Source organism: Pseudomonas sp. Mn2068, assembly GCF_049319725.1.
GTDB classification, from domain to species: Bacteria; Pseudomonadota; Gammaproteobacteria; order Pseudomonadales; family Pseudomonadaceae; genus Aquipseudomonas; species Aquipseudomonas gingeri.
In genome coordinates, this window is record NZ_JBMOUG010000010.1 from 70416 (window position 1) to 88314 (window position 17899).

The 17899-nt window shown below is 58.9% G+C and carries 19 protein-coding genes; 2 read left to right on the top strand and 17 right to left on the bottom strand.

The genetic code is table 11. The annotated features are described in order from the left end of the window. Positions 1–22: 22 nt before the first annotated feature. The 17 genes from atpG to rpmH all read right to left on the bottom strand — a co-directional run bounded on the left by atpG (position 23) and on the right by rpmH (position 14659). A complete protein-coding gene (gene atpG / locus ACL9RJ_RS21785; RefSeq protein WP_017129297.1) occupies positions 23–883 on the bottom strand; it encodes a F0F1 ATP synthase subunit gamma in 861 nt (286 codons plus the stop codon). A 50-nt stretch (positions 884–933) separates the two neighbouring features. Continuing rightward, positions 934–2478 carry a F0F1 ATP synthase subunit alpha gene (gene atpA / locus ACL9RJ_RS21790; protein WP_017129296.1) on the bottom strand — a complete coding sequence of 515 codons (1545 nt, stop codon included), beginning with the start codon at positions 2476–2478 and terminating at the stop codon, positions 934–936. Between the two features lie 21 nt (positions 2479–2499). Continuing rightward, positions 2500–3036, bottom strand: coding sequence for a F0F1 ATP synthase subunit delta (locus tag ACL9RJ_RS21795; protein ID WP_017129295.1), 537 nt, complete (start codon positions 3034–3036; stop codon positions 2500–2502). Positions 3037–3048: 12 nt separating this feature from the next. Further along, a complete protein-coding gene (locus ACL9RJ_RS21800) occupies positions 3049–3519 on the bottom strand; it encodes a F0F1 ATP synthase subunit B (RefSeq protein WP_017129294.1) in 471 nt (156 codons plus the stop codon). A gap of 57 nt (positions 3520–3576) precedes the next feature. Next, positions 3577–3834 carry a F0F1 ATP synthase subunit C gene (gene atpE, locus ACL9RJ_RS21805; protein WP_002555987.1) on the bottom strand — a complete coding sequence of 86 codons (258 nt, stop codon included), beginning with the start codon at positions 3832–3834 and terminating at the stop codon, positions 3577–3579. Positions 3835–3967: 133 nt separating this feature from the next. Next, a complete protein-coding gene (gene atpB, locus ACL9RJ_RS21810; RefSeq protein ID WP_017129292.1) occupies positions 3968–4837 on the bottom strand; it encodes a F0F1 ATP synthase subunit A in 870 nt (289 codons plus the stop codon). Positions 4838–4853: 16 nt separating this feature from the next. Beyond that, on the bottom strand, positions 4854–5261 hold the full coding sequence (locus ACL9RJ_RS21815; protein WP_017129291.1) for a F0F1 ATP synthase subunit I: 408 nt from the start codon (positions 5259–5261) through the stop codon (positions 4854–4856). A gap of 148 nt (positions 5262–5409) precedes the next feature. Further along, on the bottom strand, positions 5410–6282 hold the full coding sequence (locus ACL9RJ_RS21820) for a ParB/RepB/Spo0J family partition protein (protein ID WP_177087354.1): 873 nt from the start codon (positions 6280–6282) through the stop codon (positions 5410–5412). Between the two features lie 9 nt (positions 6283–6291). Further along, complete coding sequence (locus ACL9RJ_RS21825; RefSeq protein WP_422765673.1) at positions 6292–7086, bottom strand: ParA family protein; 795 nt, start codon at positions 7084–7086, stop codon at positions 6292–6294. Between the two features lie 18 nt (positions 7087–7104). Continuing rightward, the gene (gene rsmG / locus ACL9RJ_RS21830; protein ID WP_017129288.1) at positions 7105–7749 is read right to left on the bottom strand and encodes a 16S rRNA (guanine(527)-N(7))-methyltransferase RsmG; all 645 of its coding nucleotides are present in this window, start codon (positions 7747–7749) and stop codon (positions 7105–7107) included. Beyond that, complete coding sequence (gene mnmG, locus ACL9RJ_RS21835) at positions 7746–9638, bottom strand: tRNA uridine-5-carboxymethylaminomethyl(34) synthesis enzyme MnmG (RefSeq protein WP_103032613.1); 1893 nt, start codon at positions 9636–9638, stop codon at positions 7746–7748. The genes rsmG and mnmG overlap by 4 nt, the downstream gene beginning before the upstream one ends. 543 nt (positions 9639–10181) lie before the next feature. Continuing rightward, the gene (locus ACL9RJ_RS21840; RefSeq protein WP_256347568.1) at positions 10182–10661 is read right to left on the bottom strand and encodes an MEKHLA domain-containing protein; all 480 of its coding nucleotides are present in this window, start codon (positions 10659–10661) and stop codon (positions 10182–10184) included. 73 nt (positions 10662–10734) lie between these two features. Continuing rightward, a complete protein-coding gene (gene mnmE, locus ACL9RJ_RS21845; protein WP_177107171.1) occupies positions 10735–12105 on the bottom strand; it encodes a tRNA uridine-5-carboxymethylaminomethyl(34) synthesis GTPase MnmE in 1371 nt (456 codons plus the stop codon). Between the two features lie 81 nt (positions 12106–12186). Further along, entirely contained in the window at positions 12187–13866 is a 1680-nt protein-coding gene (gene yidC / locus ACL9RJ_RS21850) for a membrane protein insertase YidC (protein WP_017129285.1), read from the bottom strand. A 2-nt stretch (positions 13867–13868) separates the two neighbouring features. Next, positions 13869–14114 carry a membrane protein insertion efficiency factor YidD gene (gene yidD / locus ACL9RJ_RS21855; protein ID WP_039792602.1) on the bottom strand — a complete coding sequence of 82 codons (246 nt, stop codon included), beginning with the start codon at positions 14112–14114 and terminating at the stop codon, positions 13869–13871. After that, positions 14107–14508: a ribonuclease P protein component gene (gene rnpA / locus ACL9RJ_RS21860; protein ID WP_042937055.1), complete on the bottom strand. Its 402-nt coding sequence runs from the start codon at positions 14506–14508 to the stop codon at positions 14107–14109. The genes yidD and rnpA overlap by 8 nt, the downstream gene beginning before the upstream one ends. Before the next feature lie 16 nt (positions 14509–14524). Beyond that, the gene (gene rpmH, locus ACL9RJ_RS21865) at positions 14525–14659 is read right to left on the bottom strand and encodes a 50S ribosomal protein L34 (protein ID WP_003213577.1); all 135 of its coding nucleotides are present in this window, start codon (positions 14657–14659) and stop codon (positions 14525–14527) included. A gap of 566 nt (positions 14660–15225) precedes the next feature. Here rpmH and dnaA point away from each other — a divergent pair. Further along, positions 15226–16743 (top strand): chromosomal replication initiator protein DnaA, encoded by a 1518-nt coding sequence (gene dnaA / locus ACL9RJ_RS21870; protein ID WP_042937012.1) that lies wholly within the window; start codon positions 15226–15228, stop codon positions 16741–16743. 38 nt (positions 16744–16781) lie between these two features. Beyond that, positions 16782–17885: a DNA polymerase III subunit beta gene (dnaN, locus tag ACL9RJ_RS21875; RefSeq protein ID WP_017129282.1), complete on the top strand. Its 1104-nt coding sequence runs from the start codon at positions 16782–16784 to the stop codon at positions 17883–17885. Positions 17886–17899: the final 14 nt, after the last annotated feature.

The window sequence follows — 17899 nt, forward strand, 5'->3', positions numbered from 1 at the left end:
GATCCTCTGAATATTTGAACCGTTAAACCGCGGCAGCGCCGCCGACGATTTCCGAGATCTCTTGGGTGATCGCAGCCTGACGCGCCTTGTTGTAGATCAGCTGCAAATCGCTGATCAAATCACCGGCGTTGTCGGTAGCGTTCTTCATCGCGATCATCCGCGCAGCTTGTTCGGCCGCGTTGTTCTCGACCACCGCCTGGTACACCTGCGACTCCACGTAGCGCACCATCAGGCCGTCAAGCAGCTCTTTGGCGTCCGGTTCGTAGAGATAGTCCCAGTGGTGCTTGAGTTCTTGATCCGGGGTTGCCACCAGTGGAATCAACTGCTCCACGGTAGGCTGCTGGGTCATGGTGTTGATGAACTTGTTGGACACCACGGACAGGCGGTCAATACGGCCATCCAGGTAGGCATCCAGCATCACCTTGACGCTGCCGATCAGGTCATTGATCGACGGCTCTTCACCCAGGTGGCTGATAGCTGCAACGACGTTACCGCCGAAGTTGCGGAAAAACGCCGCACCCTTGCTACCCACTACACACAGATCAATCTCGACGCCGTTTTCGCGGTTTACCGCCATGTCCTTGACCAGGGCCTTGAACAGGTTGGTGTTCAAGCCGCCGCACAGCCCACGGTCACTGCTCACCACGACGTAACCGACACGCTTGATTTCGCGGTCGATCATGAACGGGTGGCGGTATTCCGGGTTGGCGTTGGCCAGATGCCCAATTACCTGGCGGATACGCTCCGCATAAGGACGGCTAGCAGCCATGCGCATTTGTGCCTTGCGCATTTTGCTGACCGCCACTTTTTCCATGGCGCTGGTAATTTTTTGCGTGCTTTTGATGCTCGCAATCTTACTGCGAATCTCTTTTGCGCCTGCCATGTAACACCTATCAGGTTAGCAAGCGGGAGCCTTGCGGCTCCCGCTGCGGCTTACCAGGTTTGGGTGGCCTTGAACTTCTCGATACCGGCTTTCATGCCAGCGTCGATTTCGTCATTGAAGTCACCCTTCACGTTGATCTTGGCCAACAAATCGGCGTGATCGCGGTTGAAGTAAGCAATCAGCGCTTGTTCAAAGCTGCCGACCTTGGCGATTTCGACGTCAGTCAGGAACCCACGCTCAGCGGCATACAGCGACAGCGCCATGTCAGCGATCGACATTGGTGCGTATTGCTTCTGCTTCATCAGCTCGGTAACGCGCTGACCATGCTCAAGTTGCTTGCGGGTCGCTTCGTCCAGGTCAGAAGCGAACTGGGCGAATGCCGCCAGTTCACGGTACTGGGCCAGGGCGGTACGGATACCACCGGACAGCTTCTTGATGATCTTGGTCTGAGCGGCACCACCTACACGGGATACCGAAACACCGGCGTTCACAGCAGGACGGATCCCGGAGTTGAACATGGCCGATTCCAGGAAGATCTGACCGTCGGTGATGGAGATCACGTTGGTCGGAACGAACGCGGAAACGTCGCCAGCCTGGGTTTCGATGATCGGCAGTGCGGTCAGGGAACCGGTTTTGCCAGTCACTGCGCCGTTGGTGAACTTCTCGACGTACTCTTCCGAAACGCGGGATGCGCGCTCCAGCAGACGGGAGTGGAGATAGAACACGTCGCCTGGGTAGGCTTCACGGCCTGGTGGACGGCGCAGCAGCAGGGAAATCTGGCGGTAGGCCACTGCTTGCTTGGACAGATCGTCATAAACGATCAGCGCGTCTTCACCGCGGTCGCGGAAGAACTCGCCCATGGTGCAACCGGAGTACGGTGCCAGGAACTGCAGCGCAGGAGATTCGGAAGCACTGGCGGCCACGATGATGGTGTTGGCCAGGGCGCCGTTTTCTTCCAGCTTGCGAACCACGTTGGCGATGGTCGATTGCTTCTGACCGATCGCGACGTAGACGCAGAAGATGCCGCTGTTTTTCTGGTTGATGATCGCGTCGATCGCCAGAGCGGTCTTACCGATCTGACGGTCACCGATGATCAGCTCACGCTGGCCACGGCCGACCGGGATCATGGCATCGACAGCCTTGTAGCCAGTCTGTACAGGCTGGTCTACCGACTTACGCCAGATCACGCCCGGAGCAACTTTCTCGACCGCATCGGTCTCGGTGTTGTTCAGCGGACCTTTGCCGTCAACTGGGTTACCCAGTGCGTCGACAACGCGACCCAGCAGTTCCTTACCAACCGGAACTTCGAGGATGCGGCCGGTGCACTTGGCGCTCATGCCTTCAGCCAGACTGGTGTATGCGCCCAGTACCACGGCACCTACGGAGTCTTGCTCCAGGTTGAGGGCCATACCGTAGACGCCGCCCGGAAACTCGATCATCTCGCCGTACATGACGTCGGCCAGACCGTGAATCCGCACGATACCGTCAGATACGCTGACGACAGTGCCTTCGTTACGGGCTTGGGAGGTCACATCGAGCTTGTCGATGCGGCCCTTGATAATTTCACTTATTTCGGAAGGATTGAGTTGCTGCATTGCTCTGCTGCCCCTTCAAACTCAAGATTTCAATGCTTCGGCCAATTTCGCGAGTTTGCCGCGAACTGAGCCATCGATAACCAGGTCGCCGGCGCGAATGACAACACCCCCGATGAGGGATGAATCTTCCGCAACTTGCAGGCGCACTTCCCGGTCGAGTCGTGCACTGAGAACCTTGGCGAGTTTGTCTTGCTGTTCTTGGTTCAATGCAAAAGCACTGGTGACTTCCACGTCTACCGATTTCTCTTGCTCGGCCTTGTACAGGTCGAACAGAGCGGCAATCTCCGGCAACAGCGGGAGACGGTCGTTTTCAGCAACGACGTGGATGAAATTCTGTGCCTTGGCATCGAACTTGTCGCCACACACGTCAATAAACGTGGTGGCCTTGTCTGCGCTCGTCAGTCGCGGGGCCTTGAGCACGCGCCGCATGGTGTCGTCTTGCGACACCGCTGCAGCCAGGCCGAGCATGGCTGACCAATTGGCCAGTTGCTGGTGGGCCTGAGCGTGCTCGAAGGCCGCCTTAGCGTAAGGTCGGGCCAACGTGGTCAGTTCTGCCATGATCGCCCTCGCTTAAATTTCAGCAGCCAGTTTGTTAACCAGCTCCGCGTGCGCGTTTTGATCGATTGTGGCACCCAGGATCTTCTCGGCACCGCCAACGGCCAGGCTACCCAATTGGGCGCGCAGCGCGTCTTTGACGCTGTTCAGTTCCTGTTCGATCTCGGCCTGAGCCGAAGCCTTCACGCGTTCAGCTTCGACGCGGGCTTTATCAACAGCCTCTTCGACGATCTGGTTACCGCGTTTCTTGGCTTGCTCAATGATCTCGGCTGCCTGTGCTTTTGCATCGCGCAGTTGGTGACCCGCTTTCTCTTGGGCCAACTCCAGGTCGCGAGCTGCACGGGTGGCAGCGTCCAATCCATCCGCGATCTTCTTCTGACGTTCGTGCAAAGCCGCGATGACCGGAGGCCACACGAACTTCATGCAAAACAGTACAAAAATGAAGAACGCAACGGACTGGCCAATCAGGGTTGCATTAATGTTCACGCCAACACCTCGCTCGTTCGTTGTCCATCACACCAATCAACTCGAAAATTCGAGTGATCAGCCAGCGAGTTGACCAACGAAGGGGTTCGCGAAGGTGAAGAACAGAGCGATACCAACGCCGATCATGGTTACGGCGTCGAGCAGACCGGCCACGATGAACATTTTAACTTGCAGCATTGGAACCATTTCTGGCTGACGCGCTGCGCCTTCCAGGAACTTGCCGCCCAGCAGGCCGAAACCAATTGCGGTACCCAGTGCGCCCAGGCCGATCAACAGTGCAACAGCGATAGCGGTTAGACCAACTACAGTTTCCATCTTTCCTCCCGACTTTTACGTCGTATGGTTTAGGTTTTTTAGATTTTAAAGCGGTAAAACAAATCGTTTCATAGCCCAGGAGGGCCACCTTCCCGTTTTACCGGGAAGGACATCAGACTAGTCGAGACTGGTCTTAATGGTTTTCTTCGTGCGCCATCGACAGGTAGACGATGGTCAGCATCATGAAGATGAACGCCTGCAGGGTGATGATCAGGATGTGGAACACGGCCCACGCCCACTGCAGTACGACGCCCAGGCCACTGAGCCAGAGCAGGCCGCTGCCGAACATCACAGCGATCAGGATGAATACCAGCTCACCGGCGTACATGTTGCCGAACAGACGCAGTGCCAGGGAGATCGGCTTGGCGATCAGGGTGACGAATTCCAGCAGGAAGTTCACCGGGATCAGCAGGGCCTGGATGAAGATGTTCTTGCTACCGAAAGGATGCAGGGTCAGCTCGCCGATGAAACCGCCGATGCCCTTGACCTTGATGCTGTAGAAAATGATCAGCGCGAACACCGAGAAGGCCATGGCCAGCGTGGCGTTCGGGTCGGTGGTCGACACGGCGCGGAACGGAATCTCGTGGTTGCCGGAAATGGCCGCGGCCAGTTGCGGGATCCAGTCGACCGGTACCAGGTCGACGGCGTTCATCAGGAACACCCAGACGAAGATGGTCAGCGCCAGCGGTGCAATCACCGGGCTACGGCCGTGGAAGCTGTCTTTCACGCTGCCGTCGACGAATTCGACCAGTACTTCGACGAAGTTCTGCAGGGCGCCCGGCTGACCGGAGGTCGCCTTTTTCGCCGCCATGCGGAACAACAGGATGAAGATCAGCCCCAGTGCGACAGACCAACCCAGGGTATCCAGGTGGAATGCCCAGAAGCCCATTGCCTTGGCTTCTGCTGCGGAATGGGCAAAACCCCAGCCGCCGGTAGGTAGCTGACCGAAGGTCAGGTTCTGCAAGTGGTGCTGGATATAGCCCGAAGCGGATTCTGCTGCCATGGTTGCCTCAAACGCCCTAAGGTCTCGAAAGTCTTGTTTTCATTAGCAGGGGAGCGAACCAGCTGACCGACTGGGTCAGCACGAAGACGCCGAAGACTGCTATCGGCGCCAGTGGCTTCACACCTGCGAACGTCAGTGCAAACAGCACTGCCGTCAAAATTAACTTGCCCGCCTCGCCGGCATAAAAAGACCGGACGATGGACTGGGCTGCTCGGGCGCCGGAAAACCGAAAGGCCCTGTGAGCAAAATACACATTGGGTAGCAAGGCTATCAGGCCTCCGCAGAGTCCTGAGTATCCGGCAACGACACCGTGCCATTGCCAAAGCGCCACCGCGGCCACCAGCAATACGACCAATTGAGCCAATAAAACCGGAAATACCGCCAAGCGATGGAACGGCAACCTGTTTGGCCTGCGGGTTTCCATCACTCACGCTCCTCAAGGGTCGGCTGCCAGAAATCAATAACTTGGCATAAATTGTGCCGACAAAATGCGCGCAGAGTATAGGGGCGGTTCAGCCCCTATTCAACTGCCGGGTAGTGATTTCCGACTGCGCGCTACATGAGGAAATGTTTCAGCGGATGTGGGCAAGTACCCCTTGTAGTTCATCCAAGGAGTTATAGCGAATCACCAACTGACCTTTTCCCTTCTGCCCGTGGCGAATCTGCACCGCAGAGCCCAGGCGCTCGGCGAGGCGCTGCTCGAGGCGGCTGATGTCCGGGTCAGCCTTGGGGGGGTCGACCGGGGCCGGTTTGCCGCTCAGCCACTGGCGAACCAGTGCCTCGGTCTGGCGCACGGTAAGGCCGCGTGCGACAACATGTCGCGCCCCTTCGACCTGCCGGTCATCCGGCAAACCGAGCAAGGCACGGGCATGTCCCATTTCCAGGTCGCCGTGGGACAACATGGTCTTGATGACTTCGGGCAACGCGATCAGGCGCAGCAGGTTGGCCACGGTCACGCGGGACTTGCCCACGGCTTCGGCGACCTGTTGCTGGGTCAGCTGGAATTCCTGCTGCAGACGCTGCAGGGCCACGGCTTCCTCAATCGGATTGAGGTCTTCGCGCTGGATGTTCTCGATCAGCGCCATGGCGATGGCGGTTTCATCCGGCACATCGCGGACCATGGCCGGGATGGTTTCCTGGCCAGCCTGCTGGCTGGCACGCCAGCGGCGTTCACCGGCAATGATTTCAAAGCGCCCGCTGCCGATCGGACGGACCACGATCGGCTGCATCACGCCCTGGGCCTTGATCGAGTTCGCCAGTTCCTCCAGCGCCTGCGGGTCCATGTCGCGGCGCGGCTGGTATTTGCCGCGCTGGATCAGGTCCAGCGGCAGGTGCTGCAGTTCACGTTCGTCGGCCTGGACGGCCTGCTCTTCCAGCGAGCTGACGGTCGGACCACTCAGCAGTGCATCCAGTCCACGTCCGAGACCTCGTTTCTTGACGGCCATGGGGATTCCTTAAGTTGCCGGAGCGGCGGCGCGTGAATTTTTACGTTGCCGACGAACCATCTCGCCGGCCAGGGCCAGGTAGGCCACGGCACCACGGGATTGCTTGTCGTACGCCAGGGCCGGCATGCCGTAGCTCGGGGCTTCGGCCAGACGGATGTTGCGTGGAATCACGGTGTCGTACAGCTGGTCACCGAAATGTTCCTTGAGCTGTGCGGAAACGTCGTTCATCAGACTCAGGCGCGGGTCGTACATGGTCCGCAGCAGGCCTTCGACCTTCAGTTCCGGATTGAGCAGTTCGGCGATGCGCTTGATGTTATCCACAAGGTCGCTCAGCCCTTCGAGGGCAAAGTATTCACACTGCATGGGGATAATCACCCCGTCAGCGGCGACCAGGGCGTTGAGGGTCAGCATCGACAGCGACGGCGGACAGTCGATCAGGATGAAGTCGTAGTTCTCGCGGATCGGCGCCAGGGCGCTGCGCAGACGGCTTTCCTTCATCTGCATTTCCAGCAGCACCACTTCGGCCGCCGTCAGGTCACGGTTGGCCGGCAGCAATTGATAATTGCCGTGTTCGGAGAAGTGCATGGCCTGCGCCAGATCGCATTCGCCGATCAGCACATCGTAGATGGAGTTTTCCAGGCCGTGTTTATCCACACCGCTACCCATGGTGGCGTTGCCCTGTGGATCGAGATCGATCAACAGCACCCGGCGCTTGGTCGCGACCAGGGATGCTGCGAGGTTGATGCAGGTGGTGGTCTTGCCCACGCCACCTTTCTGGTTCGCTATCGCGAATACCTTAGCCATTCTTGCTTGTGTTCCCAATCATGCCGTGCGGCGCAGTATCAGCAGATGACGTTGGCCTTGGCAACCAGGTACGGCCAAGGCGTGTTCGCTATCGAGGTGGAAGTCTGCCGGCAATGCTACCAGCTCATCCGCCGGATGGACGCCCTTCATTGCCAGCCAGCGTGTGTCAGTGTCGCCGAGATGGCGGGTCCAGTTGCTGAAGTTCTCCATGCTGCTGAACGCCCGGGAAATGATCCCGTTGAACGGCTGCGGCGGCTGGAAGGCTTCGACGCGACTGTGGATAACTTGCAGGTTATCCAGTTGGAGTTCGAGTTTGACCTGGGTCAGGAAGCGGGTTTTCTTGCCATTGCTGTCCAGGCAGGTCACTGGCGACCGGGGAAACAGGATCGCCAGGGGAATACCCGGCATGCCGCCGCCGCTGCCAACGTCGAGCCAGCGGCCATCTTCGACAAAGGACATCACGCTCAGGCTGTCGAGCAGGTGCCGTGAAACCATTTCGTCCGGATCGCGCACCGCGGTCAGGTTGTAGGCCTTGTTCCACTTGATCAACAGGGCCAGGTAGCCCAGCAACTGTTCGTGCTGGGTTGCGCTCAGGTTGACACCGAGCTGGCGAGCACCTGTGGATAACTCTTCGGCGTGTTGCGAGGTGACCAACGAACTCAAGCGCTTTGCTCCAACTGACGGCCCGCGCCGCGTTTTTTCAAGTGAATCATCAACAGGGAAATCGCCGCCGGCGTCACACCGGGGATTCGCGAAGCCTGGCCCAGGGTCTCGGGCCGGGTCGCGCCGAGCTTGCTCTGGATCTCTTTCGACAGGCCGGAGATGTTCGAGTAATCGATATCCACAGGCAACCGGGTGTCTTCGCTGGCCCGCAGCCGGGCGATCTCGTCCTGCTGGCGGTCGATGTAGCCGGCGTACTTGGTCTTGATCTCGACCTGCTCGGCGACCTGTGGATCCTGCGCGCCCTGTCCGGTCACTTCGACCAGACCAGCGTAGTCGATTTCCGGACGACTCAGCAGATTCAGCAAATTGTATTCATGGGTCAGCGGCGTACCGAACTTCTCGGCGATGGCATCGCCCTGCTCGGTGCCCGGGCGTACCCAGGTGCTTTTCAGGCGCTGTTCTTCCAGCTCGATGCTCTCGCGTTTCTTGCAGAAAGCCGCCCAGCGCACGTCATCCACCAGGCCCAGCTCGCGACCTTTTTCGGTCAGGCGCAGGTCGGCGTTGTCTTCGCGCAGGATCAACCGGTATTCGGCGCGGGAGGTGAACATCCGATACGGTTCCTGGGTACCTAGGGTGATCAGGTCGTCGACCAGTACCCCGATGTACGCCTCGTCGCGACGCGGACACCAGCTGTCCTTGCCCTGTGCACGCAGCGCGGCGTTGGCGCCGGCCAGTAAACCCTGGGCACCGGCCTCTTCGTAACCGGTGGTGCCGTTGATCTGGCCGGCAAAGAACAGGCCGCCGATCACCTTGGTTTCCAGGCTGTACTTCAGGTCACGCGGATCGAAGTAATCGTATTCGATGGCATAGCCCGGACGAACGATATGGGCGTTTTCCATGCCACGGATCGACTGGACGATCTGCAACTGCACGTCGAACGGCAGGGATGTGGATATCCCGTTCGGATACAGCTCGTGGGTGGTCAGGCCTTCCGGCTCGATGAAGACCTGGTGGCTTTCCTTGTCGGCAAAGCGATGGATCTTGTCTTCGATCGACGGGCAGTAGCGCGGGCCGATCCCTTCGATCACACCGGAATACATCGGCGATCGATCGAGGTTGGCCGCGATGATCTCGTGGGTCCGGGCGTTGGTGTGGGTAATCCAGCAACTCACCTGGCGCGGATGCTGCTCTTTCGAGCCCATGAACGACATCACCGGAATGGGCGTATCACCCGGTTGCTCGCTCATCACCGAGAAATCCACGGAACGGCCGTCGATCCGCGGCGGCGTGCCGGTTTTCAGGCGACCGACGCGCAATGGCAGTTCCCGCAGGCGGTGAGCCAGGGCAATCGACGGCGGATCGCCGGCGCGGCCACCGGAATAGTTCTGCATCCCGATGTGGATAAGTCCACCGAGGAAAGTCCCGGTGGTCAATACCACGGATTCGGCGAAGAAACGCAGGCCCATCTGGGTCACGACACCACGAACCTGGTCCTGCTCGACGATCAGGTCGTCGGCGGCCTGTTGAAATATCCACAGGTTCGGCTGGTTTTCCAGGATTTCACGGACGGCGGCCTTGTACAGCACGCGGTCGGCCTGTGCACGGGTTGCACGCACGGCCGGGCCCTTGCGGCTGTTGAGAACCCGGAACTGGATGCCGCCTTTATCGGTGGCGATGGCCATCGCGCCGCCGAGGGCGTCGATTTCCTTGACCAGGTGGCTCTTGCCGATGCCACCGATGGCAGGGTTGCAACTCATTGCACCGAGGGTTTCCACGTTATGCGTCAGCAACAGGGTTTTTGCCCCCATGCGTGCTGATGCTAGTGCTGCCTCGGTACCGGCATGACCGCCGCCGATGACGATCACTTCAAAACGGGAAGGGAAATCCACCACGCACCTCGTGCCTGCTTCCAGGTAGGTAAATAAGAAAAATTTGGACTGAATGAACAAGTATAGGGAATTCGCCCTTCCTAAAGAACCCTTTGCACAAAATTTAACCAGCTGTGGATAATCGGGGGTAATAGAAATTAAAAGAGAGAAATTTATTAAAGCTTTGTTTTTATGTTTATTCTTAGTGAGCACCCATTCTGTGGATAAGGTTCTACAGACCTTGTTTTACGGTGTGTACAGAGATTCATAAGTCTGTGGTCATGTGCCATGGAGGGTTTGGGATAACCGGTGTAAGCCTGTGGATTAAAGCGCTGCTTATCCACAAGCGGGTTCATCCTCAGTTTTCAGGCCTGGTTATCAACCGAGCTGAAGGGCAGTTATTCACAGGGCTTAATCCACAGAAAATCGCTTTCCCGATGAATCGCAGGCACGCGCAAACCCTCCGCGAGCCGGAATTCATCAAGAGAGCGGAAGGATCAGTGAAGCAGAAAGAGAGGAGACGCCGGGATCAGGCCCGGCCCCCATGCAAGACAGGAAGTGGAATCAGACATCGTCCCAGCGATGAAATACGGCGGCCTGGCCGTGAATCACGCCTTCGGCATCCTGCAATTGCCAGACAAGGCCTTCGCGGATCCAGAAGCGCCTGCCCGTCCTGGAGATACGGATCCCGGTGTAGCCGCTGGCATAACCCTGTTGATGGACGCGATCCAGCAAGGACTGGCGTTCCGCACGGTTCGGCGCCTCGGCGGACAGTCGCGACGGCAACTGGGTGAACTGCGCCCAGTCATAATCGAAACAGTGCTGCGCAGCCCGATTGGCATAGATGAAACGTGGATCGGCATCGGTGTTGTGGGACAGCACGCAAAAGGGCGCCCGCTCGTACAACCAGGTCGCATCACTGTCCTGCGGCACCAATGGCTGACCGACAAGCCGTTGATAACTCCCGGTCAGAAGCTCGAAAAAGGCTGGATCAATGGACAACGAACTCATCATTTCCCCGCTACGTCGGTGTGTAAGGTTCAAGGACGCCTCCCTGTCCCGTCGTGCTCCTGATGCATTCACGGCAACTGTGGATAACCGGACCGCCTCCGCTTGGTCATTTCCCGATACAAAAACTCGAAAAGATTCTTCCCAGCAGATCGTCGGAGCTGAAGGCACCGGTGATTTCCCCAAGGAATTGCTGTGCCTGACGCAAATCTTCGGCCAGCAGCTCTCCGGCACCTGCCAGGGTCAACTGTGCATGACCGTGCTCGAGGGCCGAACTGGCGAAGCGCAGGGCTTCCAGGTGCCGGCGGCGAGCGCTGAAGCTGCTTTCCGATGTCTGTTCATAACCCATGCAGGCCTTGAGGTGGTCGCGCAGCAGCTCCAGGCCTTCGCCACCGGCCTTGGCGCTGAGGCTGATGGTGACGTGGCCATCCGCGCTGACCTCCAGGGCGATGCCCTCTCCCGTCAGGTCGGCCTTGTTGCGGATCAACGTGACTTTCGCCGGATCCGGTCGCTGTTCGAGAAACTCCGGCCACAAGGCAAAAGGATCCACAGCCTCCGGCGCGGTGGCGTCCACCACCAGCAATACCCGATCGGCCTCGCCGATGGCCTTGAGGGCTCGTTCCACACCGATCTTTTCCACATGATCGTCGGTATCCCGCAATCCGGCCGTATCGACAACGTGCAGGGGCATGCCGTCGATGTGGATATGTTCGCGCAGGATATCCCGGGTGGTCCCGGCGATCTCGGTGACGATTGCCGCTTCGCGACCCGCCAGGGCATTGAGCAGGCTCGATTTGCCGGCGTTCGGCCGGCCGGCGATGACCACGGTCATGCCATCCCGCAGCAGTGCCCCCTGGCCGGCCTCGCGGATCACTGTGGATAACCCGTCGCGCACGGCGTCGAGCATCGTCAGCACATGGCCGTCGGCGAGGAAGTCGATTTCCTCCTCGGGAAAATCGATGGCCGCCTCCACGTAGATCCGCAGGCCGATCAATTGTTCGGTGAGGTTATGCACACGCTGGGAGAACGCCCCTTGCAGCGAGCGCAAGGCATTGCGCGCAGCCTGGGCCGAACTGGCCTCGATCAGGTCGGCGATCGCCTCGGCCTGGGCCAGGTCGAGCTTGTCATTGAGGAATGCGCGCTCGCTGAATTCACCGGGGCGAGCCAGTCGACAGCCCAGCTGCAGGCAACGCTGCAGCAGCATGTCGAGGACGATCGGGCCGCCGTGGCCCTGCAGCTCCAGGACATCTTCGCCGGTGAACGAATTCGGCCCCGGAAAATACAGCGCGAGGCCTTCATCGAGTACTTCGCCGGCGTCGCCGTGGAACGGACCGTAGTGGGCGAAACGCGGTTTCAGTTCACGACCGCTGATGGCCAGCGCCGCACTTTGCGCCAGAGGCCCGGAAATACGGACGATGCCGACCCCGCCACGGCCCTGGGCGGTGGCAACGGCGGCGATGGTTTCCCGAGGGACGTTCATGGAGCGGGCCTCAAAGCAGAAAGTGACAGATAGCAAAACGCCCCACTAGGGGGCGTTTTGAGTGGTTATCCACAGAGTAAGTTACGCAGCGGCTTTTTTGGTAGCGGCTTCGATCTTACGTGTGATGTACCACTGCTGGGTGATCGACAGGCAGTTGTTCACAACCCAGTACAGCACCAGACCGGCAGGGAACCACAGGAAGAAGAAGGTGAAGATGATCGGCATCAGCTTCATCACCTTGGCCTGCATCGGATCCGGCGGAGTCGGGTTCAGACGCTGCTGGATGAACATGGTCGCGCCCATGATGATCGGCAGGATGAAGAACGGATCCTTGATCGACAGGTCGGTAATCCACAGGATGAACGGTGCCTGGCGCATTTCCACGCTTTCCAGCAGAACCCAGTACAGCGAGAGGAAGACCGGCATCTGCACGAGGATCGGCAAGCAACCCCCCAGCGGATTGATCTTCTCCTTCTTGTACAGCTCCATCATGGCTTGCGACATTTTCTGCCGGTCATCGCCATGTTGCTCTTTCAGCGCAGCCAGTTTCGGAGCAACGGCACGCATGCGCGCCATCGACTTGTAGCTGGCGGCCGACAAGGGGAAGAAAAGCCCTTTGATCAGCATGGTCAGGACGATGATCGAGAAGCCCCAGTTGCCGAGCAGGCTGTGGATATGTTGCAGCAGCCAGAAGATCGGTTGGGCAATGAACCACAGGATGCCGTAGTCAACGGTCAGTTCCAGACCCGGGGACAACTCTTTCAGCACCGCCTGGCTCTTCGGACCGGCGTAGAGGACCGCGCTGGTCTCGACTTTCTGGCCTGGAGCCACGGTCAGCGAAGGACCGGTGTAGCCGATGATGTAGTTACCCTGGCTGTCCTTGCGGGTGGTCACGACATTGCTGTCGCCCTTGGCAGGGACCCACGCGGTCACGAAGTAGTGTTGCAGCCAGGCAACCCAGCCACCCTGGACGGTTTCTTTCAGCGGGCCCTTGTCGATATCTTTCATCGACACTTTCTTGTACGGCTCGGAACTTGTCCACAGGGCGGCGCCCAGGTAAGTCGCGGTACCGGTGGCGGTGCTGGAAGAAGGATCGGCGCTGGCGTCGCGTTTCAGCTGGGCGAACATCGCGCCCGACCATGGCTGGGCGCTTTCGTTGTCGATCAGGTAGGAAACGGTCACGTCATACAGGCCGCGCTTCAGGCTGAAACGCTTGATGTAGTTGACGCCGTTTTCGCTGAACTTCAGGTCGACGACCAGTTTGTCCTGACCGTCAGCCAGTTGATAACTCTTCTGTTCGGAGGAGTACAACGGGCGACCGGCGGAGCTGGAGTCCGGGCCGTTGGCGCCGATCAGGCCGCTTTGAGCCAGATAGGTACGCTCGCCACCGTTGTCGAACAGCTGGAACGGAATTTCCGGGTGATCCTGGCGACGTGGATAAAGCGGCAACTTCAGTTGCGCGACATCCCCACCTTTTGGATCGATAGCCAGGTCGAGCACATCCGTCTTGATATGGATGAGGTCTTTGCTGGCGGCCACCGGCGCTTCAACAGGAGCACTGGTGTCATTGGCAGCTCGTGGAATGTCATCACTGGCGGCGGCATTGCTGCCGGTTGCCGTATCCGGCAAGCCAGAAACGGTGGTGCTGGCAACATTCTGAGTCGGCAGGGCAGCCTGACCGTAGTCCTGGTTCCATTTGAGAACCATGACGTAGGACACGATTGCCAGGGCGACGATCAGGATCGTGCGTTTGATATCCATGATTACTCGGCCATCGAAGAAGAACGGGAGGTAGGGATAGGTGGAACCGGGTCATAACCACCGGCATTCCACGGATGACAGCGACCTAAACGACGAAAGGTCAGCCAGCCACCGCGCAGGAGTCCATGAGTTTCGATGGCTTCGTACGCGTAGCAGGAACAACTGGGGTAGAAACGACAGTGACTGGCCATCAGGGGACTGATGGCATAGCGGTAAAACTGGATCGGAACGAGCGCCAGTTTACGCATCTGGACTGTCTACCCCTGCAGGTTCGGTTTTGACGGTGGCTGCCGGCGCATTACGGGCCAGGCGTTTCCACAGTTTGCCGAAATGCTGAATCAATTCGGGGTTTTCTACGTCCCCCAAACCTTTGCGCGCGACGATAACAATGTCCCAGCCGACCAGTGAATCCTGGTGCAGACGGAACGATTCGCGCATCAGACGTTTGAGGCGATTGCGCTCAACGGAGAGCTTCACGCTCTTTTTACCGATAACCAGCCCCAGGCGGGGATGATCGAGGTCGTTGTTGCGCGCAAGGAGCAGGAGATTTTTCCCCGGAACCTTGCCGGTAGGGGAGTCAAAGACTGCCTTGAAATGTCGTGGCGTAAGCAGACGCTTTTCCCGACTGAAGTCCTGACTCACCACCAGTGCCGGATTATCAAACTGCCAGACGAGCGCGGCCTTTGGCGCGACGACGCGACAGGACGGCACGGCCGTTCTTGGTTGCCATGCGAGCACGGAAACCGTGGGTGCGGGCGCGTTTGATAGTGCTGGGTTGGAAAGTACGTTTCATGGCGTTGCTACCTGGTTCGTCACAACGGGCCGGAATGGCCCCCGTTTTAAGAGACCGGGGATTCTAGAGAAAGCAAGCCTCTAGGTCAATTTCCAACCAGCTTTTACTTCATATAGGTATTCAGGGTCCGTGCGCTTGATCGGCTCGCGACCTAGATATAGAAATAAAGAAGGGAATTATTTAAAGCTTTTCTGTAAAGCTTATAAAAGCTTAGGAAGCCATCCTCTGTGGATAAGTGCCCCGACGCCTTTAACCGCCTACTGTACAGAGAATGACAACACGGTGGGGAAACGGTGTCCTGCCTGTGCTGCGCTGTCGGATAAGCTGTGTGTGGAATGGCATGTTATCCACAGGCCGGTTACCCACAGACTTTCGACCCCACTTGTGCAACGACCTCAGGGGCGGTTATCCACAGAGCTTATGCACATACCATTTGTCGCTTTGTTCACAGATAAGATGTTGATTCCTTGGGTTCTCCCTTCAATCGACGTGTGGATAAGTGCTCTGCCTGCCGGTACAATGGCCGCTTGTTTTTGCCTCACCGGCTTTCAACTTAGGGGATATCCGTGTCAGTGGAACTTTGGCAGCAGTGCGTGGAGCTTCTGCGTGATGAGCTGCCTGCCCAGCAATTCAACACCTGGATCCGTCCACTACAGGTCGAAGCCGAAGGCGACGAGTTGCGTGTCTATGCACCGAACCGTTTTGTGCTCGACTGGGTGAATGAAAAGTACCTGGGACGTTTGCTCGAACTGTTGAACGAGCATGGCAATGGCCTGGCGCCTGCCCTTTCCTTATTAATAGGCAGCAAGCGCAGTTCCGCTCCACGGGCGGCTCCCAATGCACCATTGGCCGCTGCCGCCTCCCAGGCCATGGCGGCCAGTGCCGCTCCGGCACCGACACCCGCGGCCACACCGGCACAACCTGCCCCGGCGCAGAAACCGGTGGTCGAAGTCAGCGAAGAACCGTCCCGCGACAGTTTCGACCCCATGGCCGGCGCCAGCTCGCAGCAGGCCCCGGTGCGTTCGGAGCAACGGACCGTCCAGGTCGAAGGTGCGCTCAAGCACACCAGCTACCTGAACCGTACCTTCACCTTCGAGAACTTCGTCGAGGGTAAGTCCAACCAGCTGGCCCGCGCCGCGGCCTGGCAGGTGGCGGACAACCCCAAGCACGGTTACAACCCGCTGTTCCTGTATGGCGGCGTCGGCCTGGGTAAGACCCACTTGATGCACGCCGTGGGTAACCATCTATTAAAGAAGAACCCGAATGCCAAGGTGGTCTACCTGCATTCGGAGCGTTTCGTCGCGGACATGGTCAAGGCGCTGCAACTCAACGCCATCAACGAATTCAAGCGTTTCTACCGTTCGGTGGACGCCCTGCTGATCGACGACATTCAATTCTTTGCCCGCAAGGAACGTTCCCAGGAAGAGTTTTTCCACACCTTCAACGCCCTGCTCGAAGGCGGTCAGCAGGTGATTCTCACCAGTGACCGCTATCCGAAGGAAATCGAAGGGCTGGAAGAGCGCCTGAAATCGCGCTTCGGCTGGGGCCTGACGGTAGCGGTCGAGCCGCCGGAACTGGAAACCCGGGTCGCGATCCTGATGAAGAAGGCCGACCAGGCCAAGGTCGAACTGCCTCACGATGCGGCGTTCTTCATCGCCCAGCGTATCCGTTCCAACGTCCGTGAACTCGAGGGCGCCCTGAAACGGGTGATCGCCCACTCGCACTTCATGGGTCGCGATATCACCATCGAGCTGATTCGCGAATCGCTGAAGGATCTGCTGGCACTGCAGGACAAGCTGGTGTCTGTGGATAACATCCAGCGCACCGTGGCCGAGTACTACAAGATCAAGATTTCCGACCTGCTGTCCAAGCGCCGCTCGCGCTCGGTGGCACGTCCGCGTCAGGTCGCGATGGCCCTGTCCAAGGAACTGACCAACCACAGCCTGCCTGAAATTGGTGATGTCTTTGGCGGACGCGACCATACTACGGTCTTGCATGCATGCCGCAAGATCAACGAACTTAAGGAATCCGACGCGGACATCCGCGAGGACTACAAGAACCTGCTGCGTACACTGACCACTTGAGAACTGCAGCGCAGCTTACTAAGGCAAGGGACTAGACCATGCATTTCACCATTCAACGCGAAGCCCTGTTGAAACCCCTGCAACTGGTCGCAGGCGTCGTCGAGCGCCGCCAGACCTTGCCGGTGCTCTCCAATGTGCTGCTGGTCGTCGAAGGCCAGCAACTGTCGCTGACCGGTACCGACCTGGAAGTCGAGCTGGTCGGTCGCGTCCAGCTCGAGGAACCCGCCGAGCCGGGGGAAATCACCGTGCCGGCGCGCAAGCTGATGGATATCTGCAAAAGCTTGCCGAACGACGCCCTGATCGACATCAAGGTCGACGAGCAGAAACTGGTGGTGAAGGCCGGCCGTAGCCGCTTCACCCTGTCGACCCTGCCGGCCAACGACTTCCCGACCGTGGAAGAAGGCCCGGGCTCGCTGACCTGCAGCCTGGATCAAAGCAAGCTGCGTCGCCTGATCGAGCGCACCAGCTTTGCCATGGCCCAGCAGGACGTGCGCTACTACCTCAACGGTATGCTGCTCGAGGTCTCTGCCGGGGTGATCCGTGCCGTGGCCACCGACGGCCACCGTCTGGCAATGTGCTCGATGCAGGCCGATATCGGTCAGCCCGACCGTCACCAGGTGATCGTGCCACGCAAGGGTATTCTTGAACTGGCGCGCCTGCTGACCGAACCGGAAGGCAATGTCAGCATCGTGCTGGGCCAACACCACATTCGCGCCACCACCGGTGAGTTCACCTTCACCTCGAAGCTGGTCGACGGCAAGTTCCCGGACTACGAGCGCGTGCTTCCCAAAGGTGGCGACAAGCTGGTGCTGGGCGATCGTCAGGCGCTGCGCGAAGCGTTCAGCCGTACCGCGATCCTGTCCAACGAGAAGTACCGCGGTATCCGTCTGCAACTGGCCAATGGTCAGCTGAAGATCCAGGCCAACAACCCGGAACAGGAAGAAGCCGAAGAAGAAGTGGGCGTCGACTACAACGGCGGCTCCCTGGAAATCGGCTTCAACGTCAGCTACCTGCTGGATGTGCTGGGCGTGATGACCACCGAGCAGGTTCGCCTGATCCTTTCCGACTCCAACAGCAGTGCGCTGGTCCAGGAATCGGATAACGACGACTCGGCCTACGTCGTCATGCCGATGCGTCTGTAACGGTGCCTCGCCTC